This window comes from Pseudomonas sp. H3_C08 (genome assembly GCF_054669455.1).
This window is the reverse complement of sequence record NZ_CP162803.1, coordinates 3,458,322-3,482,795: the sequence shown is the minus strand read 5'-3', so window position 1 is coordinate 3,482,795 and position 24,474 is coordinate 3,458,322. Positions and strand designations below refer to the sequence as shown.

Below are 24,474 nucleotides of genomic sequence, written 5' to 3'. Positions count from 1 at the left end.
CCTGCACTGATAAAAAGTGCAGGGCTTTTTTGTTAACGCTGGGTTAACTTAGCGAGCTAACGATAACCGTCATTTGCTCCACCAAAGGCCCGGTGCAGACGTTCGCGTCGGCACAAGAGAGCCTGATTAGCCTGAGTCGATCTGCGTGAACCACCGCCGATTCAACGGCGGCAGATTGCTCGACCCCATAACCACTAAAAATATGCGGGCGTGCCCATGATTACCCTGAAACTCAACGGTCAAGACCATCCTCTCGATGTCACCGACGACATGCCGCTGTTGTGGGCGATTCGTGATGTCGCCGGTTATAACGGCACCAAGTTCGGCTGCGGCATGGGGCTGTGCGGCGCCTGCACCATTCATATCGACGGCTTGCCGGCGCGCAGTTGCATCACGCCGATCGGTTCGGTGGTCGGCCAGAACGTCACCACCATCGACAACCTGCACGCCGACCCGGTGGGGCAGGTGGTCCAGCAAGCCTGGCTCGACACCGCTGTAGCGCAATGCGGATTCTGTCAGGGCGGGCAGATCATGTCGGCTACCGCGTTGCTCAAGACCAACCCGAACCCGAGCGACGAGCAGATCGAAGAAGCCATGGTCGGTAACATTTGCCGCTGCGGCACCTACAACCGGATCAAGACTGCGATCCGCCAGGCTTCCACTCACTTGAAGGAGGCCAAGGCATGAGTCGCCTTCCGAATGATTTCGCCCTGAGCAATCTCAGCCGTCGCGGTTTCCTCAAAGGCGTCGGCGCCACCGGCGCGCTGGTGCTGGCCGCCAGTTGGGGTTGGCAGGATGCGTTGGCTGAAGACAAACCGAAGCAATTCGGCGCCGATGGCATGCCCAATGGCTGGATCGACGATCCGAAGGTCTACGTCAGCATTGCCGCTGACGGCACGGTCACTGTGGTGTGCAACCGTTCCGAGATGGGCCAGGGCGTGCGCACCAGTTTGACCATGGTTGTTGCTGATGAACTGGAAGCCGATTGGGCGCGCGTCAAAGTGCAGCAGGCGCCGGGTGATGAAGTGCGCTTCGGCAACCAGGACACCGACGGTTCGCGCAGCATGCGCCATTGGTATGAACCAATGCGGCGTTGCGGTGCGGCGGCGCGGACCATGCTTGAACAGGCCGCCGCTGCGCAGTGGAAAGTGCCGGTCGGTGAGTGCCACGCGCAACTGCACAAAGTCATTCACAAACCGTCTGGCCGTGAGCTGGGCTATGGCGAACTGGCCGCCGCAGCCAGTGCGTTGCCGGTACCGGCGCGTGACAGCCTGCGCCTCAAGCAGCCGTCGGAGTTTCGCTACATCGGCAAGGAAGGTACGAAAGCCATCGACGGCGCAGACATCGTCAACGGTCGTGCGGTGTACGGCGCCGATGTGCATTTCGACGGCATGCTGTACGCAACTATCGCCCGTCCGGCGGTGTACGGCGGCAAGGTCAAATCGCTGGATGACAGCGCTGCGCTGAAAGTCCCCGGTGTGCTCAAAGTGCTGCAGATCGAAAGCCGTCCGCTGCCTTCCGAGTTTCAGCCACTGGGTGGTGTGGCCGTGGTCGCCAGCAACACTTGGGCCGCGATCAAGGGCCGTGAAGCGTTGAAAATCGAATGGGATGACGGCCCGAACGCCAGTTATGACTCGATCGCCTATCGCAAAGAGCTTGAAGCCGCCTCGCTGAAACCCGGCAAAGTGGTGCGCAACACCGGCGATATCGACAAGGCCCTGAGCGGTGCTGCGAGTACGCTTGAAGCATCCTACTACCTGCCGCATCTGGCCCAGGCACCGATGGAGCCAATGGTTGCCATCGCTCGCTACAAGGACGGCGTTTGCGAAGCGTGGGCACCGAGTCAGGCGCCGCAAGTCACTCGTGAGCGCATTGCCGAGCGTCTTGAACTGCCGTTCGACAATGTCACGTTCAATGTCACCTTGCTTGGCGGTGGTTTTGGTCGCAAGTCGAAACCGGATTTCGTCGTCGAAGCGGCGATTCTCGCCAAAGAGTTCCCCGGCAAAGCCGTACGGGTGCAGTGGACGCGTGAAGATGACATCCACAACTCGTATTTCCACACCGTGTCCGCCGAGTATCTGAAGGCTGGCGTGGGCAAGGACGGCATGCCGTCCGGCTGGTTGCATCGCACCGTGGCGCCGAGCATCACCGCGCTGTTCGCGCCGGGGATGAACCATGAAGCGGCTTTCGAACTGGGCATGGGTTTCACCAACATGGCCTACGCGATTCCCAACGTACGCCTGGAAAACCCCGAGGCGACCGTGCACACACGGGTTGGCTGGTATCGCTCGGTGTCGAACATTCCTCATGGTTTTGCCATCCAGAGTTTCGTCGATGAGCTGGCGCACAAGGCTGGCGAGGATCCGCTCAAGTACCAGGTCAAACTGCTCGGTCCGGATCGGCAGATCGATCCACGCACCTTGAGCGAAGAGTGGAACTATGGCGAGTCTCCCGAGCGTTATCCGATCGACACCGGACGCATGCGCACGGTGCTGGAAACTGCCGCGAAGGCTGCCGGTTGGGGACGCAAACTGCCCAAGGGCCGTGGTCTGGGTCTGGCGGTACATTACAGCTTCGTCACGTATGTGGCGGCGGTGATCGAAGTCGAGGTCAAGGACGACGGTACGCTGATCGTGCATAAGGCTGACATCGCTGTGGACTGCGGGCCGCAGATCAATCCTGAGCGCATCCGCTCGCAATTCGAAGGCGCTTGCGTGATGGGCTTGGGTAACGCGGTACTGGGTGAAATCAGTTTCAAGGACGGCAAGGTCCAGCAGGACAACTTCCACATGTACGAAGTGGCGCGCATGTCGCTGGCGCCGAAGGAAGTTGCCGTGCATCTGGTGACGCCGCCGGGCGACGTGCCGTTGGGCGGTGTCGGCGAACCGGGCGTGCCGCCGATTGCTCCGGCCTTGTGTAACGCGATCTTTGCCGCTACTGGCAAGCGCATCCGTAATCTGCCGGTGCGTTACCAGTTGCAGGGCTGGCAGAAGGCAGAGGCGTAATGGACAGCGTCGACCTCAATGTCCTGCGCAGCGTCCTCGAATGGCGCCGCGCCGGACAGCGGGTGGTGTTGTTCAGCGTGGTGCAGACCTGGGGCACGGCGCCGCGGGCGCCCGGTGCCATGCTCGCCTTGCGTGAGGATGGCGTGGTGATCGGTTCGGTGTCGGGCGGGTGCGTCGAGGATGACTTGATCGCCCGCCTGCACGACGGACGCATCGCCAGCGATGGGCCGCCGGTGCAGTTGATTACCTATGGCGTTACACGCGAGGAGGCGGCGCGCTTTGGCTTGCCTTGTGGCGGCACGTTGCGCCTGACTGAAGAACGGATCGGCGATCCCGCGTGGGTAGCCGAGTTGCTCGCGCGGTGCGAAGCACACGAGATCGTTGCCCGTGAGTTGAACATTGAAACCGGTGAAGTGCTTCTGTCGCCGGCCAGCAAGTCCGACTCGCTGGAGTTCGACAGCAAAACCCTGCGCGCAATCTACGGCCCGCGTTGGCGTCTATTGTTGATCGGCGCCGGGCAGTTGTCGCGTTACGTCGCGGATATGGCGCGGTTGCTGGATTTCGAAGTACTGATCTGCGATCCGCGCAGCGAATTCGTCTACGGCTGGGAAGAGCATCACGGGCGTTTCGTCTCGGGCATGCCGGATGAGGCGGTGTTGAGTATCCAGACCGACGAACGTACGGCGATTGTCGCGTTGACCCATGATCCGCGGCTGGACGACATGGCGCTGCTCACGGCGCTGGATTCTCCGGCCTTCTATGTCGGCGCTCTCGGCTCTCGGGTTAACAGCCGGAAGCGTCGGGAGAATCTGGCTCAGCTAGGCTTGTCGGTGCAGGCGATCGATCGGCTGCACGGGCCGATCGGTTTGCACATCGGCAGTCATTCGCCAGCGGAAATTGCTTTGTCCCTGTTGGCGGAAATCGTCGCGATCAAGAACGGCGTCGAGTTGAAGCAGAAGAAAACTTTGGAGGACGCATGAGTCGATCCATTGCAGTGATTGTGCTGGCGGCGGGTGAGGGCAGTCGTTTTCGCCAGGTGGCAGGTGCTGATAAGGACAAGTTGCTGGCGGACTGCACCGGGCGTGATGGCGCGGTGCGTTCGGTGATTGAGCAGGTGCTGTTGAATCTGCCGGTCAGTCTCGACAAGCGTGTGCTGGTGACGACTGAAGCGCGGCCGCAAGCGATGCGCATGGCGCAGGCCTATGGCTGTGACGTGGTCTCGATTGAATCGACCGGGATGGGTGACAGCATTGCCGCTGGCGTCGCGGCATGCCCTGAGGCAGATGGCTGGTTGATTGTGCTGGGTGATATGCCGTTTATCTTGCCGTCGAGTATTGAGCGGGTGGTCGCGGCCATTGCCGATGATGCAGTGAGCGTGCCGGTGCAGGAAGGGGAGTTTGGTCATCCTGTGGGGTTTGGGCGGTCGTTTAGTGCGGGGTTGCAGGCGTTGAGTGGCGATCGAGGGGCCAGACCATTGTTCAAACAGGGCAGGGTGGTTGAGGTGACGGTGGATGATCCCGGGGTGTTGTGGGATATCGATGTGCCGGAGGCTTTGGTTTTTACTTCGTCTTGAGAGCTGCGTAAATTCCTGAGAGCCCCTCACCCTAACCCTCTCCCAGAGGGAGAGGGGACTGACCGAGGTGTTCTTTCGAGGTACACCGACCTGAAACTTCGAGTCGAACTCCGGCCTTGAAACACACGGAGATCGGCTCCCTTTCCCCCTCGCCCCCTGGGGAGAGGGCTGGGGCGAGGGGGTTGATCTAGAGTCCAGCACAAAAAATCGAGGCATAAAAAAGCCCCGCCTGAATAATCGGGCGGGGCTTTTTATTGGCTTTGGAAATTACACGAGTGGTTTAGGCTCGTGTTCTTTTTCCTCGGCCTCTTGGTGCTGCTCGACCGCGTCCTGAACGGAGCGTGGTGCTTCAGCAATCACCGACTCAACCACAGCTTCTTCAGTCACCGGGGCAGGCGCTGCCTCGACCACTTCAGCAACCACGGCTGGCTCGGCAGCGACTGGCGCAGCAGCGGCAGCCAATTCGGCTTCCTTCTGCAGACGCTCTTCTTCACGCTTGCGACGACGCACTTCACGTGGGTCGTTTGGCGCGCGGCCGCTTGGCGTCAGAGCGCTGACCGGTGCTGGAGCTTCAACCACCGGGGCTGGCGCTTCGGTCACCACGGGTGCTTCGACAACCGCTGCTTCAACGACAGGTGCTGGTTCGGCAGCCTTACGTTCTTCAAACACCGGGGTTTCGAACACTGGCGCTTCAACAACCGGTGCTTCCACCACTGGCGCTGGGGTTTCAGCAACAGTCGGTTCGGCAACCCAGTTGAAGGCAGTCTGCTCTTCGCGAACTTCACGCACGGTTTCGGTTACGGTTTCTGCGACGGTTTCAACCACCGGCTCCGCAGCCACAACTGGCGCTGGCTCTACCTGAGGCAGGGTCTCTTGAACTGGAGCCACTTCGACTTCCGGAGCAGCAACCACTTCTACAGGAGTAGTCGCTTCAACAACCGGCGCTTCCACTGGAGCGGTTTCCTGAACAGCCGCGGTGGCGCGTTCAGCTTGCTCGTGGGCTTGAGCTTCAGCCGGTGCACTGATCACGGTGCTGGCAACAGCGGCGGTCACAGCCAGGCCAGCAGCCAGATCGGCAGTGCTTGGCGCTTCAGCGTTTTCGCCGGCTTCGGATTCTTCCGAACCTTCGATCACGTTGCCGTTGGCATCACGCTGACGCTCACGACGGTTGCTGCGACGACGCTGACCGCGCGAACGACGACGTGGGCGATCGCCTTCGGCGTTCTCCGAACCGTCTTCCGGCAGTTGCTCTTCGTTGGTGTTCACTTCTTCTTCAGCGACGGCAGCAGCGGCCTGTTCGGCACGCGGTTGACGCTCTTCACGTGGCGGACGCGGTGCGCGTTCTTCGCGTGGCTGACGGGGCGGGCGTTCTTCAGCGGTAACGGCAACGTCAGCTGCAGCGGCTGGAACGGCGTCCAGTGGCTCGCGCAGTTCACGCACACGCTCTTCACGCTCGCCGCGTGGCTTGCGGTCTTCGCGCGGCGCACGTGGTGCACGTTCTTCACGCGGAGCGCGTGGTGCACGTTCTTCGCGGGCAACTGGCGCTTCGGTACGAGCTTCACGTGGTTCGCGGACTTCACGGGCGTCACGGGCTTCACGTGGCGCGCGCTCTTCGCGCGGCTCGCGTGGCGCACGTTCTTCACGTGGAGCACGTTCTTCGCGTGGCTTGCGTTCTTCATCGCGGCGACCATTACGGTTGCGGCTCTGCTGACGACCGTTGCGACGCTCTTCGTTACGGGCCGGACGTTCGGCGGCTGGTTTTTCAACCACAACCGGAGCGGCTGGCTCTTCTTTGGTGGCGAACAGGCTGACCAGCGATTTCACCAGACCTTTGAACAGGCTTGGCTCTGGTGCAGCGACTGGAGCCGGTGCAGCAGCGGCCGGGGCGGCGACTTCGGTCGGAACCGGAGCGTTGGCACGGGCCGGAGCAGTCTTGACCGCGGCTTCCTGGCGAACCAGGGTGCGGGTCGCAGCGGCTGGCTGAACTTCTTCGACTTCAGCAGCGGCAGCAGCGATTTCGTAGCTGGACTGGTTGGTCGCGGCTTCCGGGCTGTCGTCACGCAGACGCTGAACTTCGAAATGCGGGGTTTCGAGGTGGTCGTTCGGCAGAATGATGATGCGGGCACGGGTGCGCAGTTCGATCTTGGTGATCGAGTTGCGTTTTTCGTTGAGCAGGAACGCAGCGACCGGGATCGGCACCTGGGCGCGCACTTCGGCGGTGCGGTCTTTCAGGGCTTCTTCTTCGATCAGGCGCAGGATCGCCAGCGACAGCGATTCAACGTCACGGATGATGCCGGTGCCGTTGCAACGCGGGCAAACGATGCCGCTGCTTTCGCCCAGCGATGGACGCAGGCGCTGACGGGACATTTCCAGCAGGCCGAAGCGCGAGATGCGGCCGATCTGCACGCGAGCGCGGTCGGCTTCCAGGCATTCGCGGACTTTTTCTTCCACGGCGCGCTGGTTCTTGGCAGGGGTCATGTCGATGAAGTCGATGACGATCAGGCCGCCGATGTCGCGCAGGCGCAACTGACGGGCGATTTCTTCGGCAGCTTCAAGGTTGGTCTGCAGAGCGGTTTCTTCGATGTCGCTGCCTTTGGTGGCGCGCGCCGAGTTGATGTCGATCGACACCAGGGCTTCGGTCGGATCGATAACGATGGAACCACCGGAAGGCAGTTCAACGACGCGCTGGAAAGCGGTCTCGATCTGGCTTTCGATCTGGAAACGGTTGAACAGCGGTACGCTGTCTTCGTACAGCTTGATCTTGCTGGCGTACTGCGGCATCACCTGGCGGATGAAGGTCAGGGCTTCATCCTGGGCTTCAACGCTGTCGATCAGCACTTCGCCGATGTCCTGGCGCAGGTAATCGCGGATGGCGCGGATGATCACGTTGCTTTCCTGGTAGATCAGGAATGGCGCGGAGCGATCCAGCGAGGCTTCTTTGATGGCGGTCCACAGTTGCAGCAGGTAGTCGAGGTCCCACTGCATTTCTTCGCTGCTGCGGCCAAGGCCGGCAGTGCGCACGATCAGACCCATGTCGGCTGGTGCGACCAGACCGTTCAGCGCTTCGCGCAGTTCGTTGCGCTCTTCGCCTTCGATGCGACGGGAGATACCGCCGGCACGCGGGTTGTTCGGCATCAGCACGAGGTAACGACCGGCCAGGCTGATGAAGGTGGTCAGGGCTGCGCCCTTGTTGCCTCGTTCTTCTTTTTCGACCTGAACGATGACTTCCTGGCCTTCGCTCAGGACGTCCTTGATATTGACGCGGCCTTCAGGGGCTTTCTTGAAGTATTCGCGGGAGATTTCTTTGAGTGGCAGGAAGCCGTGGCGCTCGGAGCCGAAATCGACAAAGGCAGCCTCAAGGCTTGGTTCGATGCGAGTGATGCGGCCTTTATAGATGTTGGCCTTCTTCTGCTCGCGTGCACCGGATTCGATGTCCAGGTCGTAGAGGCGTTGGCCATCTACCAGTGCAACACGCAACTCTTCGGGTTGAGTTGCGTTAATCAGCATTCTTTTCATGTAGTACCGTCGGTTTCCGGGCTGCCGGAAACGGCGTTCGGCACACACGACTTCTCACGGTCGGTGTCAGGTGCGTCGGGAGTGGTTGGCCATTCCCGTGTCCAGCGATATGCGGCCAATTGGGCCGATATAGCGACGTACGCGTCCTGCTTGCTGTGGCTACTTAAGCACTCAGTCAGGAGGAGGAATCAACCAGCGGCTGTGGACGAGATGAAGCGTCTTGATAAAGCCTATTGCTACACAGTCCAGCGGTTGTGCATCTCCACCCTACACGTATCCCTGATAATTCGGGTGCTGCCGCGCGCAGAATCCGCAGCGGGTTGGCATTTACCGTGAGCTCCGAAAGGGGAGGTCACGCATCATGGCTAATTCAGGCGTTGTTTCCGAAGCATTCGCTCGGGGTCATCTGCAGCTGACTGCACTTTGTGAACTGGCCTTGAATGTGTGCCTGTCAGGCGAGTAAAAACTCTGCTCGACGGTGTAATTCAGGCCTCATGTCACCTGCGCTTGTTACAACTGAAAACTCCACCGTTACGTAGCGAAAGCCCCGTAGGACGGCCTCGCGTCCTGGTGAATTGCGTTGGTCAGGGCCGGTTTTTGACCGTGGTTCCTCTGTCCAGGCCGCTTTTGGCGGCGTTCGCGACTATAGCAGCAATGATTAAGTGCTTCAATTCCATAAAAATTGTTATCATCCGCGGCATGACAACTACTGCCCCTTCGACTCCAGGCGTTCAATTGCTTGAAGTCTCGCCGGAGTATGCCGGCCAACGAATCGACAACTTTCTCCTCGCCCGGCTCAAAGGCGTGCCCAAGACCTTGATTTACCGCATTTTGCGTAAAGGCGAAGTGCGCGTGAACAAAGGTCGGATCAAGCCCGAATACAAGCTGCAGGCCGGTGATATCGTGCGCGTGCCGCCGGTTCGCGTGCCTGAACGTGATGAGCCGGTGCCACTAGCCCAAGGCTTGTTGCAGCGCCTGGAAGCCTCGATTGTCTTCGAAGACAAAGCCCTGATCGTGATCAACAAGCCCGCCGGCATTGCGGTTCACGGTGGCAGTGGCTTGAATTTCGGTGTGATCGAAGCCTTTCGTCAGTTGCGTCCCGATGCCAAGGAGTTGGAGCTGGTACACCGTCTCGACCGTGACACCTCCGGCCTGCTGATGATCGCCAAAAAACGCAGCATGCTCCGCCACTTGCACGAGCAATTGCGCGGCGATGGCGTCGACAAGCGCTACATGGCGCTGGTACGCGGCAACTGGGCGACCTCGATCAAGAAAGTCAGCGCGCCATTGCTCAAGAGCAATCTGCGTTCCGGCGAGCGCATGGTTGAAGTCAACGAAGAAGGTAAAGAAGCCCTGACCATGTTCAAGGTGCTGCGCCGTTTCGGTGATTTTGCCACCATGGTCGAGGCTAAACCGGTGACCGGTCGCACCCACCAGATTCGCGTGCACACCTTGCATGCCGGTCATTGCATTGCTGGCGACAGCAAGTATGGCGATGAGGATTTCACCAAGGAAATCCGCGATCTGGGCGGCAAGCGTCTGTTCCTGCACGCCTACATGCTGACCGTGCCGCTGCCCGATGGCGGCAAGCTGACCTTGCAGGCACCGGTCGATGAAATGTGGGCCAAGACCGTGGAGCGATTGAGTGCGCCCATCTGATTACAAACTGCTGATTTTCGATTGGGACGGCACCCTGGCCGATTCCATTCATCGCATCGTCGAAGCCATGCATTCGGCGTCCGGGCGCTCCGGTTTCGAGTTGCGCGACGACTTTGCTGTCAAAGGCATCATCGGTCTGGGCTTGCCCGAAGCGATTCGCACGCTGTATCCCGAGATCAGCGACGCCGAAATGACCGCGTTTCGCGAGTATTACGCCGATCACTACATCGCCGCAGAAGCTGTGCCTTCGCCGTTGTTCGAAGGCGTAGTCGAGTCGATGGCGTCCTTTCGCGAGCAGGGTTATCACCTCGCGGTGGCGACCGGCAAGAATCGTCGCGGACTGGATCGGGTGCTCAAGGCCAATGGCTGGGAAGATTATTTCGATATCACCCGCGCCGCCGATGAAACTGCGAGCAAGCCGCACCCTCTGATGCTGGAGCAGATCCTTGCTCATTGTGGTGTACGCCCGGAGCAGGCGCTGATGGTCGGCGATTCATCCTTCGATCTGCTGATGGCGCGTAATGCGGGGATGGATTCGGTCGCGGTCAGTTATGGCGCGCAATCGATCGAATCGCTGCAACAATTCGAGCCACGTCTGTCGATCGACCGTTTTTCCGAATTGCATGCCTGGCTGGGGAAGCAGGCCTAATACGTTTTTGCTGGGGTGGATGGCATGACCGACGAATGGAAAGCACCGGCCAAGGCAAGTGCCGACGACGGTGACGAAAAAAGCTGGAAGCTGTTGGAAAAGACTCTGCTGGCTGGTGTTCAGGAACAGCGTCGTTCGCGGCGTTGGGGGATTTTCTTCAAGCTGCTGACGTTTGTTTATCTGTTTGTGGCGCTGATCCTGTTCACGCCGCTGATGGACATGGAAAAGAGCGCCACGCGCGGGCCGAACTACACCGCGTTGATCGACGTCACCGGCATGATCGCCGACAAAGAGCCGGCCAGTGCCGACAACATTGTTGGCAGCCTGCGGGCGGCGTTCGAGGACAAGAAGGTCAAAGGCGTGATCCTGCGCATCAACAGTCCTGGCGGCAGTCCGGTGCAATCGGGTTATGTGTATGACGAGATCAAGCGTCTGCGCGGTCTGCATCCGGAGATCAAGCTTTACGCGGTGATTTCCGATCTGGGCGCCTCCGGTGCTTATTACATTGCCAGTGCGGCGGATCAGATCTATGCCGACAAGGCGAGTCTGGTTGGCTCGATTGGTGTGACGGCGGCCGGTTACGGCTTTGTCGGCACCATGGAGAAGCTGGGTGTCGAGCGTCGCACGTACACCTCGGGCGAGCACAAGTCGTTCCTTGACCCGTTCCAGCCGCAGAAGTCTGATGAAACGGCCTTCTGGCAAACGGTGTTGGACACCACGCACAAGCAGTTCATCAACAGCGTCAAGCAGGGGCGTGGCGATCGTCTGAAAGACAAAGAGCATCCGGAGCTGTTCTCCGGGCTGGTCTGGTCGGGTGAGCAAGCGCTGCCGCTGGGCTTGATCGATGGTCTGGGCAATGCCAGTTCGGTGGCGCGTGATGTGATTGGCGAGAAGGAGCTGGTCGACTTCACCGTTCAGGAGTCGCCGTTCGATCGCTTCTCGAAGAAGCTGGGTGCCAGCGTGGCTGAGCAGTTGGCGATGTGGATGGGTTTCCACGGGCCTTCATTGCGTTAAGAAGTTGCAGCTGAAAAAAACCGGCCTTGATGGCCGGTTTTTTGTGGGTCAGGGAATTTGCACGCCTTCAGCCAACAGCATGTCGATCAGGCGAATCAGCGGCAGGCCGATCAGGCTGGTGGCGTCAGGGCCTTCGGTGGATTGAAACAGGCTCACGCCCAGTCCTTCAGCCTTGAAGCTGCCCGCGCAATCGTAGGGCTGCTCCAGTCGCAGGTAGCGCTCAATGCGTGCCTGATCGAGTTGGCGCATGTGCACGGTGAACGGCACACAGTCGACCTGGCATTGGCCGGTCTGGCTGTTAAGCAGGGCCAGGCCGGTGAGGAACGTTACGCTGGCGCCACTGGCAGCCATCAGTTGCTCGCGAGCCTTCTCGAAGGTATGCGGCTTGCCGATGATCTGCTCGCCGAGCACGGCAACCTGGTCCGAGCCGATAATCAGATGGGTGGGATAGCTGTCAGCCAATGCCCGGGCTTTTTGTTCGGCGAGGCGCTTGACCAGTTCGATCGCCGATTCGCCCGGGCGGTGACTTTCATCGATATCCGGCGAGCTGCAGACGAACGGCAGGTGCAGGCGGGCGAGCAATTCCCGACGATAGGTCGAGCTTGAAGCAAGTAATAAAGGCAGCATTCGCGTCTCCTGAGGCAGGTGCGAATTCTAGCGGAGGCACGCAAGTGACGGACAGGGCACAATTTCCTTTGACATGGGTGGGTGCATCCCTATAATGCTGCGCCTATGTTGAATGACCCGATTCCACCTCACGTTGACCCGCGCAAATTGGCTGACCGTGGCACCACCCTTCAAGGTGAACTGCTGCTGGCCGATTTGAAGAGACTCTGCGACCCGCTTTCCGACGATGTCGGTACGGTGCAGGCGAAATTCGTTTTTGAACGAGATGAACGTAAATCTGTGGTGATCCACAGCTTTATCGACACCGAGGTCAAAATGGTTTGCCAGCGTTGTCTTGAGCTGGTCACCCTGCCGATCCACAGCGAATGCAGTTACGCTGTAGTGAAGGAGGGTGCGAATACCCAGTCGTTACCGAAAGGTTATGACGTGCTGGAACTGGGCGAAGATCCATTGGATCTGCAGTCACTGGTCGAGGAAGAGCTTTTGCTTGCCTTGCCTATTGTGCCTGCTCATCATCCGGAAGAATGCCAGCAGCCGGCGGGAGCAGATGAGCCCGAACCGAGCGAGGACGAGGTAACGCGGTCCAACCCGTTCAGTGTATTGGCGCAGTTAAAGCGTGACCCAAACGTTTAGGAGTTAATCAATTATGGCTGTTCAGCAGAACAAAAAATCCCGCTCTGCCCGTGACATGCGCCGTTCGCACGACGCTCTCGAGGCTAGCACCCTGTCTGTAGAAAAAACCACTGGTGAAGTTCACCTGCGTCACCACGTATCGCCAGAAGGCGTATACCGTGGCCGTAAAGTGATCGACAAGGGCGCTGACGAGTAATCACTTGTCCGCTCAAGTCATCGCGATTGACGCAATGGGCGGGGACTTCGGTCCCCGCAGCATTGTTCAGGCCAGCCTTGCTTGCCTGTCTGCTACGCCCTCGCTGCACCTGACCCTTGTCGGTCAACCCTCCCTTCTTGAAGAATTGATCCACGGCCAATCGGCTGCCGATCGCGCGCGCCTGACGATTGTTGCGGCCAGCGAAGTCATCACCATGGACGAAAAACCGACCCAGGCGTTGCGTGGCAAGCCGGACTCGTCGATGCGTGTCGCCCTTGAGCTGGTGCGTGACGGCAAGGCTCAGGCCTGTGTCAGCGCCGGCAATACCGGTGCGTTGATGGCGCTGTCACGATTCGTGCTGAAGACGCTGCCCGGTATCGATCGGCCGGCAATGGTCGCGGCTATCCCGACGCAGAAGGGTTATTGCCAGTTGCTTGATCTGGGCGCCAACGTCGATTGCAGCGCCGAGCATTTGCTGCAGTTTGCGGTGATGGGTTCTGTTGCGGCGCAAACGCTGGGCATCCATCGCCCGCGCGTCGCGCTGCTGAACATCGGCACCGAAGACATTAAGGGCAATCAGCAGGTCAAGCTGGCTGCGACGCTGTTGCAGGCTGCCCGTGGCATCAATTACATCGGCTTTATCGAAGGCGACGGTTTGTATCGCGGCGAGGCGGATGTTGTGGTGTGCGATGGTTTCGTCGGCAACATCCTGCTCAAGTCCAGCGAAGGTCTGGCGACGATGATTGCTGCGCGTATCGAGGCGCTGTTCAAAAAGAATCTGGCCTCCCGTGCCGTGGGGGCGTTGGCGTTGCCGCTGATGAAACGTTTGCAGGCGGATCTGGCGCCGGCGCGACATAACGGCGCAAGCTTTCTCGGCTTGCAGGGTATCGTGGTGAAAAGCCACGGTTCGGCCGGTGTTCAGGGCTTTCAGAGTGCTATTTCCCGTGCGCTGATCGAGATTCAGGAAAATCTTCCCGAGCGTCTCCATGGCCGTCTGGAGGATTTGTTGTCTTAGGCGTTTTCGTCGGACAATGCTTAAATGTGACCGCCCGGTTCAAAGGGCCATCCAACTGTCAGTTTCTTGCGTCCCCAGTGGGGCGCCATTTTCCGACGACAAGATCATTAGGGGCTTGTTACATGTCTGCTTCCCTCGCATTCGTCTTTCCAGGACAAGGTTCGCAGTCCCTCGGCATGCTGGCCGAGTTGGGCGCGGAATATCCGTTGATCCTCGAAACTTTCAAAGAAGCCTCTGAGGCTCTGGGCTATGACCTGTGGGCGCTGACCCAGCAGGGCCCGGAAGAGCTGCTCAATCAAACCGATAAAACCCAACCGGCCATTCTGACCGCTTCGATCGCCCTATGGCGTCTGTGGCTGGCTGAAGGTGGTGCGCGTCCGGCTTTTGTTGCCGGTCACAGTCTGGGTGAATACAGTGCGCTGGTTGCTGCCGGCAGCCTGACACTGGCTGATGCGGTGAAGCTCGTCGAGCGTCGCGGTCAGTTGATGCAGGAAGCTGTTCCGGCCGGGCAGGGCGGCATGGCTGCCATCCTCGGTCTGGAAGATGCCGATGTGCTGGCTGCCTGCGCCGAAGCGGCGCAAGGTGAAGTGGTCAGCGCGGTCAACTTCAACTCGCCGGGCCAAGTGGTCATTGCCGGAGCCAAGGCTGCCGTCGAGCGCGCCATCGAAGGCTGCAAGGCGCGTGGCGCCAAGCGTGCCATGCCGCTGCCGGTGAGCGTGCCGTCGCACTGCGAGCTGATGCGTCCGGCCGCCGAGCGCTTTGCCGAATCCATCGCCGCCATCGACTGGCAGGCGCCGCAGATCCCGGTGGTACAGAACGTCAGCGCGCAAGTGCCGGCTGATCTGGAAACCCTCAAGCGTGATCTGCTCGAACAACTGTACAAGCCAGTGCGCTGGGTCGAGTCGGTACAGACCCTGGCCGCCAAAGGCGCGACCAATCTGGTCGAATGCGGCCCGGGCAAAGTCCTGGCCGGCCTGAACAAGCGTTGCGCCGAAGGCGTGGCGACTTCCAACCTCAATACCCCAGACGCTTTCGCTGCCGCTCGTGCAGCGCAAGCCTGAATCAGGAGAAACTTGCATGAGTCTGCAAGGTAAAGTTGCACTGGTCACCGGTGCAAGCCGCGGCATCGGCCAGGCTATCGCGCTGGAACTGGGTCGTCAGGGCGCCATCGTCATTGGCACCGCGACTTCCGCTTCGGGTGCCGAGCGTATCGCTGCGACCCTGAAGGAAAACGGTATTCAGGGCGCTGGCTTCGAACTCAATGTCACCAGCGATGAATCTGTCAGTGCAGTGCTGGCGGGTATTCAGGAACAGTTCGGTGCGCCGGTGGCAATCCTGGTCAATAATGCCGGCATCACCCGCGATAACCTGATGATGCGCATGAAAGACGACGAGTGGTACGACGTGATCGATACCAACCTGAACAGTCTGTATCGCCTGTCCAAGGGCGTTCTGCGCGGCATGACCAAGGCTCGCTGGGGTCGAATTATCAGTATTGGCTCGGTGGTGGGTGCCATGGGCAACGCTGGCCAAGTAAACTATGCAGCCGCCAAGGCCGGTCTGGAAGGTTTCAGCCGTGCGATGGCGCGTGAAGTCGGTTCGCGTTCGATTACGGTCAACTCGGTAACCCCAGGGTTTATCGACACCGATATGACGCGCGAACTGCCTGAAGCACAGCGTGAAGCCTTGCAGACGCAGATTCCGCTGGGTCGTCTGGGGCAAGCTCAAGAGATCGCGTCTGTGGTCGCTTTTCTTGCATCCGACGGTGCGGCATACGTCACTGGGGCTACAATCCCGGTGAACGGTGGGATGTACATGTAAGTAAAATGTGACGGATTGCTTCAAAAAAATGTCATACGAGCTGTCTAAAATCCGTTATAAAGCTGCAATCTATTTATAGGCAGAGGGCTGCAGGGTTTGAGGAGTGAAGCTTTCAGTTGAAAAACTGAAAAGTCTTTCTATACACTTACCCACTGGCCAGCTGCCTGAATTTGTCCATTAGGAGTGAAAACAAGGTATGAGCACCATCGAAGAGCGCGTCAAGAAAATCGTTGCCGAGCAACTGGGTGTTAAAGAAGAAGAAGTGGTCAACACCGCTTCCTTCGTAGAAGACCTGGGTGCCGACTCCCTTGACACCGTTGAGCTGGTGATGGCTCTGGAAGAGGAATTCGAGACCGAAATCCCTGACGAAGAAGCTGAAAAGATCACTACTGTACAAGCTGCAATCGACTACGTTACTAGCCACCAGGCGTAATAGTTTGTAATCGTTGTTTGCTGTCATGGAAAAACCGCACTGCCATCATGGCGTGCGGTTTTTTCTTTAGGCCTGATGCAAAATCGTCATTTGAAAAAGGAGAGTGCTGTGTCGCGTAGACGCGTCGTAGTCACCGGTATGGGTATGTTGTCGCCACTGGGCACGGATGTGCCGAGCAGTTGGCAGGGCATTCTGGCTGGCCGCAGTGGCATTGGTCTGATCGAACACACCGACCTTTCTGCCTATTCCACCCGCTTTGGCGGCTCGGTAAAGGGCTTCAATGTCGAGGAATACCTGTCGGTCAAGGAAGCGCGCAAGCTCGACCTGTTCATTCAGTACGGTCTCGCTGCCGGCTTTCAGGCTGTACGCAACGCTGGTCTGGAAGTCACCGACGCCAACCGTGAACGCATTGGCGTGGCCATGGGTTCGGGGATCGGCGGTCTGACCAACATCGAAGAAACCAGCCGTACCCTGCATGAGACGGGCCCGCGTCGAATCTCGCCATTCTTCGTACCTGGCTCGATCATCAATATGATTTCCGGTTTCCTGTCCATCCATCTGGGGGCACAGGGACCTAACTACGCCATCGCCACTGCATGTACCACCGGTACGCACTGCATCGGCATGGCGGCGCGCAACATCATGTACGACGAAGCCGACGTGATGATTGCCGGCGGTGCCGAAATGGCCGCATGCGGTCTGGGCATGGGTGGCTTCGGCGCGTCCCGTGCACTGTCGACCCGCAATGACGAACCGACCCGCGCCAGCCGTCCATGGGACAAGGGCCGTGATGGTTTCGTCCTGTCCGACGGTGCCGGTGCACTGGTTCTCGAAGAGCTGGAACACGCCAAGGCGCGCGGCGCGACCATCTATGCCGAACTCATCGGCTTTGGCACCAGTGGCGACGCGTTCCACATGACCTCGCCACCTGCCGACGGCGCCGGTGCAGCACGCTGCATCACCAACGCGCTGCGTGATGCGAAGATCAACGCCGATCAAGTGCAATACATCAACGCTCACGGTACTTCGACTTCGGCCGGCGACCTCGCCGAAGCCAATGCGATCAAGACCGTGTTCGGTGATCACGCCTACAAACTGGCAGTGAGCTCGACCAAATCGATGACCGGTCACCTGTTAGGTGCGGCGGGCGCGGTTGAAGCGATCTTCAGCGTTCTTGCGATCAACAGCCAAGTGGCACCGCCGACCATCAACCTCGATGAGCCGGATGAAGGCTGCGATCTCGATTTCGTGCCGCACACTGCGCGCAACATGGACATCGATGTCGTGCTGTCCAACTCCTTCGGTTTTGGCGGCACCAACGGCACCTTGGCGTTCCGTCGGTTCGCGGGCTGATGGACAGCTGGGTCGACGGTCAACCGGCTGACGCTCTGTCGCTGAAAGATCGCGGCCTGGCTTACGGCGACGGTCTGTTCGAGACCATCGCCGTGCGTGATGGACAGCCGATCCTGCTGGATCGGCACCTGACGCGTCTGGCCGATGGCTGTTCGCGTCTGGCCATCGCCGCCGATATCGAACGGGTTCGCCACGAGCTGCTGAGTTATGCGGCAGCGATGGGCGAGGGTGTACTCAAGCTGATCCTCACTCGTGGCGACGGTCTGCGCGGTTACGCACCTGATCCGGCGGCGCCTGGCCGACGTATTCTGCAAGGCAATCCTCCGGCAGCTTATCCCGCTGTGCATGCTGAACAAGGCATTCGTCTGTTTCCGTGCAACACGCGACTCTCCATACAGCCTTTACTGGCTGGACTCAAACACCTCAATCGACTGGAACAAGTCATCGCCCGTGCCGAATGGCAGGACAGCGAGCACGCCGAAGGCTTGATGCTAGATCAGGCCGGTCGAGTGATCGAAGGGGTGTTCAGTAATGTGTTTCTGGTGCGCGACGGCGTATTGATCACGCCGGATCTGAAACGCTGCGGCGTTGCCGGTGTGATGCGCGCCGAAATATTGTTTCAGGCCGAGTCACTGGCCATTCCCACGCAGATCGCCGACATCAGCCTCGAACAGCTGCAATGGGCCGATGAAGTATTTGTCTGCAACAGCGTGTATGGCGTCTGGCCGGTACGCGCCTACGCTGCACTGAGCTGGCCGGTTGGCCCGCTCACCCGTAAACTGCAAACCATTGCCCGCGCCCTACTGGATGCCTGATTTGTGAGACGTAAACTTTTGCTGCTGCTGGAAACCGGACTGGTTCTGGCAGGGCTGTTGATGGGCGCCAGCGCCTGGAAGATTCACTCCGCGCTGGAACAGCCTCTGAACATCACGCAGGAAGAACTGCTGGATGTGCCGAAAGGCTCCACTCCGACCCGTACGTTCCTTTCCCTCGAAACCGATGGCGTCATCAAGGACGCATTCTGGTTGCGAGTCTATTGGCGCTTCAATCTCGCCGGTACACCGATCCATAGCGGCGAATACCGTATGCAGCCGGGCATGACCGTCAACGGTCTGATCGACTTGTGGAAGCGCGGTGAAGTGGTCCAGTACAGCCTGACGCTGGTCGAGGGCTGGAATTTTCATCAAGTGCGCGCGGCGTTGGCCAAAGACGACAAGGTCGAGCAGACCCTCAACGGCTTGAGCGACAGCGACGTCATGGCGAAGATTGGTCATAAAGGGCTGTTCCCGGAGGGCCGTTTCTTCCCGGACACTTACCGCTTTGTGCGCGGCATGTCCGATGCCGAACTGCTAAAGAAAGCCTTTGATCGCCTCGATGAAGTGCTGGCGAAAGAGTGGGAAAGTCGTTCTGCCGATGTGCCGTATACCGAACCCTATCAAGCGCTGATCATGGCGTCGCTGGTCGAAAAGGAAACCGGTGTACCGCAGGAGCGTGGGCAGATTGCCGGTGTCTTCGTGCGTCGCATGGCCCTGGGCATGCAGTTGCAGACCGACCCGACCGTCATCTATGGTCTGGGCGATCGCTACACCGGCAAGCTGACTCGGGCGCATTTGAAAGAGCCGACGCCTTACAACACCTACGTAATTCCCAGCCTGCCACCGACACCGATTGCGATGGTCGGGCGTGAAGCGATTCACGCGGCACTGAATCCTGTGGACGGCACCAGTCTGTACTTCGTTGCACGTGGCGATGGCAGCCATGTGTTCTCTGACGATCTGGATGCACACAATAACGCGGTGCGTGAGTACCAGCTCAAGCGCCGTGCCGATTACCGTTCCAGCCCGGCGCCGGCGATAACCCCTGAAGCCGCTCCGGCTGCCGAGGAGGCGATTCCTGCCGCCTCTCCGGATACCGCCCCGGAAGCGTTGCCGCAAGTTACGCCTCAGGAGCCTGCGCCGGCTCCAGAAGCCGCCGCCCCACAAAACACGCAATGACTTTGATTAAGGACTGCCTGTGACTGGCTTGTTTATTACCCTGGAAGGCCCGGAAGGCGCCGGCAAAAGCACTAACCGCGAATACCTTGCCGAGCGCCTGCGCGCCGCCGGTATCGAAGTGGTGCTGACCCGCGAGCCGGGTGGCACGCCATTGGCCGAGCGGATTCGCGAAGTGCTGCTGGCGCCGGCCGACGAGGTCATGAACCCGGACGCCGAGTTGTTGCTGGTATTCGCCGCGCGCGCTCAGCACCTGGCTGAAGTGATTCGACCGGCGCTGGCCCGGGGTGCGGTAGTGCTGTGTGATCGTTTCACCGATTCCACGTACGCCTATCAGGGCGGCGGTCGCGGTTTGTCGCTGGAGCGCATCGCCACACTGGAAACTTTCGTGCAGGGCGACCTGCGTCCGGATCTGACGCTGATTTTCGATCTGCCGGTAGAAATCGGCCTGGCCCGCGCCAGTGCCCGTGGCCGTCTGGATCGTTTCGAACTGGAAGGCCGGGCGTTTTTCGAGGCTGTACGCAATGCGTTTCTGAAGCGCGCCGAAGCCGATCCCGCGCGCTATGTGCGCATCGATGCCGGTCAGCCACTGGCCAAGGTTCAACAATCGCTGGATACCCTGATTCCGAATTTGCTGGAGCTGGCCCGTGGCTGAGGCCTATCCATGGCAGGACAGCCTCTGGCAGCAACTGGCCGGGCGTAAGCAGCACGCCCACGCCTATCTGCTGCATGGCCCGGCCGGCATCGGCAAACGTGCGCTGGCCGAACGCTTGATGGCCAGCCTGTTGTGCCAGCGGCCGACGCCGGAAGCCTGCGGCGAGTGCAAATCCTGCCTGCTGCTCAAGGCCGGCAGTCACCCCGATAATTACATTCTCGAACCGGAAGAAGCCGATAAGGCGATCAAGGTCGATCAGGTCCGCGATCTGGTCAGCTTCGTGGTGCAGACCGCGCAACTGGGCGGGCGCAAAGTGGTGCTGATCGAGCCGGTCGAGTCGATGAACATCAATGCCGCCAACGCCTTGCTCAAGAGCCTTGAAGAGCCTTCCGGCGATACCGTTTTGCTGTTGGTCAGCCACCAGACCAGTCGCTTGCTGCCAACGATCAAGAGCCGTTGCGTGCAGCAGGCCTGTCCGCTGCCGGGCGAGGCGATGAGCCTGCAATGGCTGGCTCAGGCGCTGCCGGACTGCTCCGAAGACGAACGTGTCGAACTGCTGACGCTGGCCGCCGGCTCACCGTTGATGGCGGTCAGTCTGCAGTCTCAGGGCGTGCGCGAGCAGCGCGCGCAAGTGGTCGAAGGCGTGAAGAAGTTGCTCAAGCAGCAGCAATCGCCGACGCAACTGGCTGAGGAGTGGAAAAGCATTCCGATGCTGCGTCTGTTTGACTGGTTCTGCGATTGGTCGAGCCTGATCGTGCGTTATCAATTGACTCAGGATGAAGCAGGGCTCGGTCTGACCGACATGCGCAAAGTCGTGCAATACCTGGCGCAGAAAAGTGCGCAAGGCAAAGTCCTCGAGATCCAGGACTGGATTCTCGCCCAGCGGCAGAAGGTCATGAGCAAAGCCAACCTCAATCCGGCCTTGCTGCTGGAAGCGTTGTTGGTGCAATGGGCGGGATTGCCTGGTCAAAGATAAGAATGTGTACCTAGACTCTGAACATCAGCAGTGGAGGTCAACATGAATGAATCCGTCAGCCCCGGGCCGCGCAACGGCATTTTGTCCCTGAACATCAAGGACAAGTCGGTGCTCTACGCCGCTTATATGCCGTTTATCAAGAACGGTGGCCTGTTCATCCCGACCAACAAGAGTTACCGCTTGGGCGATGAGGTGTTCATGCTGCTCAACCTGATGGACGAGGCCGAGAAGATCCCGGTGGCCGGCAAGGTCGCGTGGATCACCCCCAAAGGGGCGCAAGGCAATCGCGCTGCCGGTGTCGGCGTACAGTTCAACGATGGCGACAACACGGCGCGCAGTCGCATCGAAACCCATCTGGCCGGAGCGCTTAAATCCGACCGTCCCACTCATACGATGTAAGTAGCCGTCTTTTTATGCTTGTAGATTCCCATTGTCACCTTGATCGCCTCGACCTCGCCGCCCATGACGGCTCGCTGGATGCTGCACTGGATGCGGCCCGTGAGCGCGGAGTAGGGCACTTCTTGTGCATCGGCGTGAGTGCCGATAACGCTGCCGACGTCAAAGCCCTGGCTGAGCGTTTTGACGATGTCGATTGTTCGGTCGGCGTGCATCCGCTCGATTTACAACCCGGTGCGGCGCCAGCGCTGGACTGGCTGTTGCACGAACTCAATCACCCGAAAGTCGTGGCGATTGGTGAGACCGGCCTCGATTATCACTACGAACCGGAAGCCGCCGAACTGCAGCAGGAGTCGTTCCGTCTGCACCTGCAAGCGGCGCAGCAGACCGGCAAACCGGTGATCATCCACACCCGTGGCGCGCGTGCCGATACCCTTGAATTGCTGCGCGAAGCGGCGTTGCCTCAGGCCGGTGTGCTGCATTGCTTCACCGAAGACTGGGACATGGCCAAGGCTGCACTGGACATGGGTTATTACATTTCCCTGTCGGGTATTGTCACGTTCCGCAATGCTGATGCGTTGCGCGACGTCGCGAGCAAGGTCCCGGCGGATCGCTTGCTGGTGGAAACCGATTCACCGTATCTGGCACCGATCCCTTATCGCGGCAAGCCGAACCTGCCGCAGTACGTGCGTGAAGTGGCGGAGTTTCTGGCGATGTTGCGTGGGGAAAACTACGAGCGTTTTGCCGAGCAGACAACCGAGAACTTCAAGCGTCTGTTCCCGCTGGCCTGTGTTAAATCTGCCCTGTAGGCCTTAGCCAAATCGCAGGCAAAAAAAACCCGGGTTCTGGGGGGTGAATCCGGGTTAAGACCATTAGGAGTAAAACAAAGGCACGCGGTCCCTTGGTACCTTTACCGGCACGACACTTGGGGGAGATGTCGCCCGACAGTTCAAGTATTGATCAGTCTGGCGTGCAGTCCAGTTAGCCGGTCGGGGTTTTTAAACAAATTTGGAATACGTTCGCTTCAGTTGAGTTCTCATTGCGCCCAAAACGTTCTCAAAATGAACATGAAACACAGATATGGTCGGATGATCCGTGCATTTTTGCGCAAGTTAGGCATAATACGCGGCTTCGAATTTTGACCCTTCAGACCTTTTCTTATGCACAAAGAACCTCGTAAGGTCCGTGAGTTTCGTCGCCGCGAGCAAGAAATTCTCGATACCGCGCTCAAGCTGTTCCTCGACCAAGGTGAAGACAGTGTCACCGTCGAGATGATTGCTGATGCCGTGGGTATCGGCAAAGGCACGATCTACAAGCACTTCAAATCCAAGGCCGAGATCTATCTGCGCCTCATGCTCGATTACGAGCGTGATTTGAACGAGCTGCTGCATTCGGCCGATGTCGACAAGGACAAGGAAGCGCTGTCCCGCGCCTACTTCGAATTCCGCATGCGCGACCCGCAGCGTTATCGCCTGTTCGACCGTCTCGAAGAGAAGGTCGTCAAAGGCAATCAGGTGCCGGAAATGGTCGAGGAGCTGCACAAGATCCGTGCCTCGAACTTCGAACGCCTGACCCTGCTGATCAAGGGCCGTATCAGCGAAGGCAAGCTCGAAGACGTGCCGCCATACTTCCACTACTGCGCCTCCTGGGCGCTGGTGCACGGCGCTGTGGCGCTGTATCACTCGCCGTTCTGGAGCAATGTGCTGGAAGATCAGGAAGGTTTCTTCCAGTTCCTGATGGACATTGGCGTGCGCATGGGCAACAAACGCAAGCGTGACCCGGAAACGCCAAGCAGCTGAGCCATTCAGCCGCCTTATTGCGCCATGAATTCGCTACATGACGCAGTAACGCAGGAATATACTCAGGCATAGGGCTTGCTAAAACTTGATTTGTGAGTCAAGTTTTAGCGGCTCGATTTTCTATCGCCGGAGTGATCATGATCGTTGACCGTCAAGGCAGGCGTTTTCGCAATTTGCGGATCAGTCTGACTTCAGCCTGCAATTACGCGTGTACCTACTGCGTGCCCAACGGCAAGCGGCTGGTGGCTGCGCAGGATGAACTGTCGGCCGAAGCCATGGCGCGTGGCGTGGCGTATCTGATCGAGGCCGCCGGCATCGAGCGGCTGCGAATTACCGGTGGCGAGCCGCTGGTCAGCCCCAAACTCGAATCGTTCATGACCGCTGTCGGCAAGATGGGCCTGGAAGACATCAGCCTGACCACCAACGGTCAACTCCTTGCAAAAAAACTGCCGCTGCTGGTGGATGCTGGTCTGCGCCGGATCAACGTGTCCCTCGATACCCTCGACGCCGGTGCTTTCCGCAGCATCGCCCGTGGCGGCGATCTGGCCACCGTGCTCGACGGCATGGATCAGGCGGCAGCGGCGGGGATGAAGATCAAGGTCAACATGGTGCCGTTGCGCGGGCAGAACCTCGACCAGGTGATGCCGCTGCTGGATTACTGCCTGGAGCGCGGATACGAACTGCGCTTTATCGAGCTGATGCGCATGGGCCATCTGGCCAAGGACTCCAATGCGTTCCTGCAACAGTTCGTCAGCCTGCAGCAATTGCTGCAGCTGATTGGCGAACGTTACGAGTACGCGCAAACCGACGCGCCAGTGGACGCTACGGCGGTGCGCTATGCGATTCCTGGCCTGGGCAACTTTGGCGTGATCGCCAACGAAAGCGTGCCGTTCTGCCGGACCTGCTCGCGCTTGCGCCTGTCGTCGACCGGTTGGCTACATGGTTGCCTGTCGTCGAGCAACCGTCACTATGTCGGCGATTTGCTCGATAAGCCGCGTCATCAGGCCTTGCCAGCGCTCCAGCGTTTGCTGGTCAAGGCGTTGGGCGACAAGCAGGAAGTGGCGTTCTCCGGCGGCGCAACGATCATGAAGATTATCGGCGGCTGACATCCCCCTATTCGCGAGCAGGCTCGCTCCCACCTTGGAATGCATTCCACTGGTGGG

Annotated in this window: 24 protein-coding genes; 22 read left to right on the top strand and 2 right to left on the bottom strand. The window is 59.4% G+C overall.

What is annotated here, in order from left to right:
- The first annotated feature begins 216 nt into the window (after positions 1-216).
- Genes AB4N74_RS15905 through AB4N74_RS15890 form a run of 4 tightly spaced genes read left to right on the top strand, consistent with a single transcriptional unit; the run spans position 217 to position 4,578 of the window.
- Positions 217-687: a (2Fe-2S)-binding protein gene (locus AB4N74_RS15905; protein WP_258708668.1), complete on the top strand. Its 471-nt coding sequence runs from the start codon at positions 217-219 to the stop codon at positions 685-687.
- The gene (locus AB4N74_RS15900) at positions 684-3,005 is read left to right on the top strand and encodes a xanthine dehydrogenase family protein molybdopterin-binding subunit (protein WP_460096603.1); all 2,322 of its coding nucleotides are present in this window, start codon (positions 684-686) and stop codon (positions 3,003-3,005) included. Before AB4N74_RS15905 ends, AB4N74_RS15900 begins: the two co-directional genes overlap by 4 nt.
- A complete protein-coding gene (locus AB4N74_RS15895; RefSeq protein WP_116256270.1) occupies positions 3,005-3,985 on the top strand; it encodes an XdhC family protein in 981 nt (326 codons plus the stop codon). The genes AB4N74_RS15900 and AB4N74_RS15895 overlap by 1 nt, the downstream gene beginning before the upstream one ends.
- Positions 3,982-4,578: a nucleotidyltransferase family protein gene (locus AB4N74_RS15890; protein ID WP_116256271.1), complete on the top strand. Its 597-nt coding sequence runs from the start codon at positions 3,982-3,984 to the stop codon at positions 4,576-4,578. The genes AB4N74_RS15895 and AB4N74_RS15890 overlap by 4 nt, the downstream gene beginning before the upstream one ends.
- A gap of 267 nt (positions 4,579-4,845) precedes the next feature.
- On the opposite strand, the gene rne is transcribed toward AB4N74_RS15890, so the two are convergent.
- On the bottom strand, positions 4,846-8,094 hold the full coding sequence (gene rne / locus AB4N74_RS15885) for a ribonuclease E (protein WP_460096600.1): 3,249 nt from the start codon (positions 8,092-8,094) through the stop codon (positions 4,846-4,848).
- A gap of 699 nt (positions 8,095-8,793) precedes the next feature.
- On the opposite strand from rne, the gene rluC reads away from it, so the two are divergent.
- The 3 genes from rluC to AB4N74_RS15870 are packed head-to-tail and all read left to right on the top strand — an operon-like array spanning position 8,794 to position 11,416.
- Entirely contained in the window at positions 8,794-9,753 is a 960-nt protein-coding gene (gene rluC, locus AB4N74_RS15880; protein ID WP_038364486.1) for a 23S rRNA pseudouridine(955/2504/2580) synthase RluC, read from the top strand.
- The gene (locus tag AB4N74_RS15875) at positions 9,740-10,402 is read left to right on the top strand and encodes an HAD-IA family hydrolase (RefSeq protein WP_099756910.1); all 663 of its coding nucleotides are present in this window, start codon (positions 9,740-9,742) and stop codon (positions 10,400-10,402) included. Before rluC ends, AB4N74_RS15875 begins: the two co-directional genes overlap by 14 nt.
- Positions 10,403-10,426: 24 nt before the next feature.
- The gene (locus AB4N74_RS15870) at positions 10,427-11,416 is read left to right on the top strand and encodes a S49 family peptidase (RefSeq protein WP_099756909.1); all 990 of its coding nucleotides are present in this window, start codon (positions 10,427-10,429) and stop codon (positions 11,414-11,416) included.
- A gap of 48 nt (positions 11,417-11,464) precedes the next feature.
- Here AB4N74_RS15870 and AB4N74_RS15865 read toward each other — a convergent pair whose 3' ends face one another.
- Positions 11,465-12,043, bottom strand: a complete 579-nt coding sequence (locus AB4N74_RS15865; protein ID WP_460096597.1) for a Maf family protein — start codon at positions 12,041-12,043, stop codon at positions 11,465-11,467.
- A 105-nt stretch (positions 12,044-12,148) separates the two neighbouring features.
- Here AB4N74_RS15865 and AB4N74_RS15860 point away from each other — a divergent pair, with 105 nt between their 5' ends.
- The 15 genes from AB4N74_RS15860 (at position 12,149) to AB4N74_RS15790 (ending at position 24,417) form a co-directional block, all read left to right on the top strand.
- Entirely contained in the window at positions 12,149-12,676 is a 528-nt protein-coding gene (locus AB4N74_RS15860) for a YceD family protein (protein WP_038364482.1), read from the top strand.
- A gap of 13 nt (positions 12,677-12,689) precedes the next feature.
- Positions 12,690-12,872 (top strand): 50S ribosomal protein L32, encoded by a 183-nt coding sequence (gene rpmF, locus AB4N74_RS15855; protein ID WP_003179396.1) that lies wholly within the window; start codon positions 12,690-12,692, stop codon positions 12,870-12,872.
- A gap of 4 nt (positions 12,873-12,876) precedes the next feature.
- Positions 12,877-13,887: a phosphate acyltransferase PlsX gene (gene plsX / locus AB4N74_RS15850; RefSeq protein WP_093435433.1), complete on the top strand. Its 1,011-nt coding sequence runs from the start codon at positions 12,877-12,879 to the stop codon at positions 13,885-13,887.
- A gap of 122 nt (positions 13,888-14,009) precedes the next feature.
- The gene (gene fabD / locus AB4N74_RS15845) at positions 14,010-14,948 is read left to right on the top strand and encodes an ACP S-malonyltransferase (protein ID WP_034155355.1); all 939 of its coding nucleotides are present in this window, start codon (positions 14,010-14,012) and stop codon (positions 14,946-14,948) included.
- A 16-nt stretch (positions 14,949-14,964) separates the two neighbouring features.
- The gene (fabG, locus tag AB4N74_RS15840) at positions 14,965-15,708 is read left to right on the top strand and encodes a 3-oxoacyl-ACP reductase FabG (protein ID WP_034155354.1); all 744 of its coding nucleotides are present in this window, start codon (positions 14,965-14,967) and stop codon (positions 15,706-15,708) included.
- Between the two features lie 196 nt (positions 15,709-15,904).
- Positions 15,905-16,141 (top strand): acyl carrier protein, encoded by a 237-nt coding sequence (gene acpP / locus AB4N74_RS15835; RefSeq protein WP_003175607.1) that lies wholly within the window; start codon positions 15,905-15,907, stop codon positions 16,139-16,141.
- A gap of 108 nt (positions 16,142-16,249) precedes the next feature.
- Positions 16,250-17,494: a beta-ketoacyl-ACP synthase II gene (gene fabF, locus AB4N74_RS15830; RefSeq protein WP_093435430.1), complete on the top strand. Its 1,245-nt coding sequence runs from the start codon at positions 16,250-16,252 to the stop codon at positions 17,492-17,494.
- Positions 17,494-18,309, top strand: a complete 816-nt coding sequence (pabC, locus tag AB4N74_RS15825; protein ID WP_099756907.1) for an aminodeoxychorismate lyase — start codon at positions 17,494-17,496, stop codon at positions 18,307-18,309. Before fabF ends, pabC begins: the two co-directional genes overlap by 1 nt.
- Positions 18,310-18,312: 3 nt before the next feature.
- Entirely contained in the window at positions 18,313-19,488 is a 1,176-nt protein-coding gene (mltG, locus tag AB4N74_RS15820; RefSeq protein WP_460096593.1) for an endolytic transglycosylase MltG, read from the top strand.
- A gap of 19 nt (positions 19,489-19,507) precedes the next feature.
- Positions 19,508-20,140 (top strand): dTMP kinase, encoded by a 633-nt coding sequence (gene tmk, locus AB4N74_RS15815; protein WP_093435422.1) that lies wholly within the window; start codon positions 19,508-19,510, stop codon positions 20,138-20,140.
- Positions 20,133-21,116, top strand: coding sequence for a DNA polymerase III subunit delta' (locus AB4N74_RS15810; protein ID WP_460096591.1), 984 nt, complete (start codon positions 20,133-20,135; stop codon positions 21,114-21,116). Before tmk ends, AB4N74_RS15810 begins: the two co-directional genes overlap by 8 nt.
- A gap of 42 nt (positions 21,117-21,158) precedes the next feature.
- Positions 21,159-21,515: a PilZ domain-containing protein gene (locus AB4N74_RS15805; protein WP_093435417.1), complete on the top strand. Its 357-nt coding sequence runs from the start codon at positions 21,159-21,161 to the stop codon at positions 21,513-21,515.
- A 14-nt stretch (positions 21,516-21,529) separates the two neighbouring features.
- Entirely contained in the window at positions 21,530-22,321 is a 792-nt protein-coding gene (locus AB4N74_RS15800) for a TatD family hydrolase (RefSeq protein ID WP_460096588.1), read from the top strand.
- Between the two features lie 351 nt (positions 22,322-22,672).
- Positions 22,673-23,311, top strand: coding sequence for a TetR/AcrR family transcriptional regulator (locus tag AB4N74_RS15795; RefSeq protein ID WP_007908276.1), 639 nt, complete (start codon positions 22,673-22,675; stop codon positions 23,309-23,311).
- Positions 23,312-23,448: 137 nt separating this feature from the next.
- Positions 23,449-24,417: a GTP 3',8-cyclase MoaA gene (locus AB4N74_RS15790; RefSeq protein WP_257355853.1), complete on the top strand. Its 969-nt coding sequence runs from the start codon at positions 23,449-23,451 to the stop codon at positions 24,415-24,417.
- Positions 24,418-24,474 lie beyond the last annotated feature (57 nt).

Coding starts and splice junctions, on each gene's coding strand:
- AB4N74_RS15800 (WP_460096588.1), top strand. CDS start 21,530: ATGCTTGTAGATTCCCATTGTCACCTTGATCGCCTCGACCTCGCCGCC.
- pabC (WP_099756907.1), top strand. CDS start 17,494: ATGGACAGCTGGGTCGACGGTCAACCGGCTGACGCTCTGTCGCTGAAA.
- rne (WP_460096600.1), bottom strand. CDS start 8,094: ATGAAAAGAATGCTGATTAACGCAACTCAACCCGAAGAGTTGCGTGTT.
- AB4N74_RS15790 (WP_257355853.1), top strand. CDS start 23,449: ATGATCGTTGACCGTCAAGGCAGGCGTTTTCGCAATTTGCGGATCAGT.
- fabD (WP_034155355.1), top strand. CDS start 14,010: ATGTCTGCTTCCCTCGCATTCGTCTTTCCAGGACAAGGTTCGCAGTCC.
- AB4N74_RS15805 (WP_093435417.1), top strand. CDS start 21,159: ATGAATGAATCCGTCAGCCCCGGGCCGCGCAACGGCATTTTGTCCCTG.
- AB4N74_RS15860 (WP_038364482.1), top strand. CDS start 12,149: ATGTTGAATGACCCGATTCCACCTCACGTTGACCCGCGCAAATTGGCT.
- acpP (WP_003175607.1), top strand. CDS start 15,905: ATGAGCACCATCGAAGAGCGCGTCAAGAAAATCGTTGCCGAGCAACTG.
- AB4N74_RS15795 (WP_007908276.1), top strand. CDS start 22,673: ATGCACAAAGAACCTCGTAAGGTCCGTGAGTTTCGTCGCCGCGAGCAA.
- AB4N74_RS15900 (WP_460096603.1), top strand. CDS start 684: ATGAGTCGCCTTCCGAATGATTTCGCCCTGAGCAATCTCAGCCGTCGC.
- AB4N74_RS15895 (WP_116256270.1), top strand. CDS start 3,005: ATGGACAGCGTCGACCTCAATGTCCTGCGCAGCGTCCTCGAATGGCGC.
- rluC (WP_038364486.1), top strand. CDS start 8,794: ATGACAACTACTGCCCCTTCGACTCCAGGCGTTCAATTGCTTGAAGTC.
- AB4N74_RS15890 (WP_116256271.1), top strand. CDS start 3,982: ATGAGTCGATCCATTGCAGTGATTGTGCTGGCGGCGGGTGAGGGCAGT.
- rpmF (WP_003179396.1), top strand. CDS start 12,690: ATGGCTGTTCAGCAGAACAAAAAATCCCGCTCTGCCCGTGACATGCGC.
- AB4N74_RS15870 (WP_099756909.1), top strand. CDS start 10,427: ATGACCGACGAATGGAAAGCACCGGCCAAGGCAAGTGCCGACGACGGT.
- AB4N74_RS15905 (WP_258708668.1), top strand. CDS start 217: ATGATTACCCTGAAACTCAACGGTCAAGACCATCCTCTCGATGTCACC.
- AB4N74_RS15865 (WP_460096597.1), bottom strand. CDS start 12,043: ATGCTGCCTTTATTACTTGCTTCAAGCTCGACCTATCGTCGGGAATTG.
- fabG (WP_034155354.1), top strand. CDS start 14,965: ATGAGTCTGCAAGGTAAAGTTGCACTGGTCACCGGTGCAAGCCGCGGC.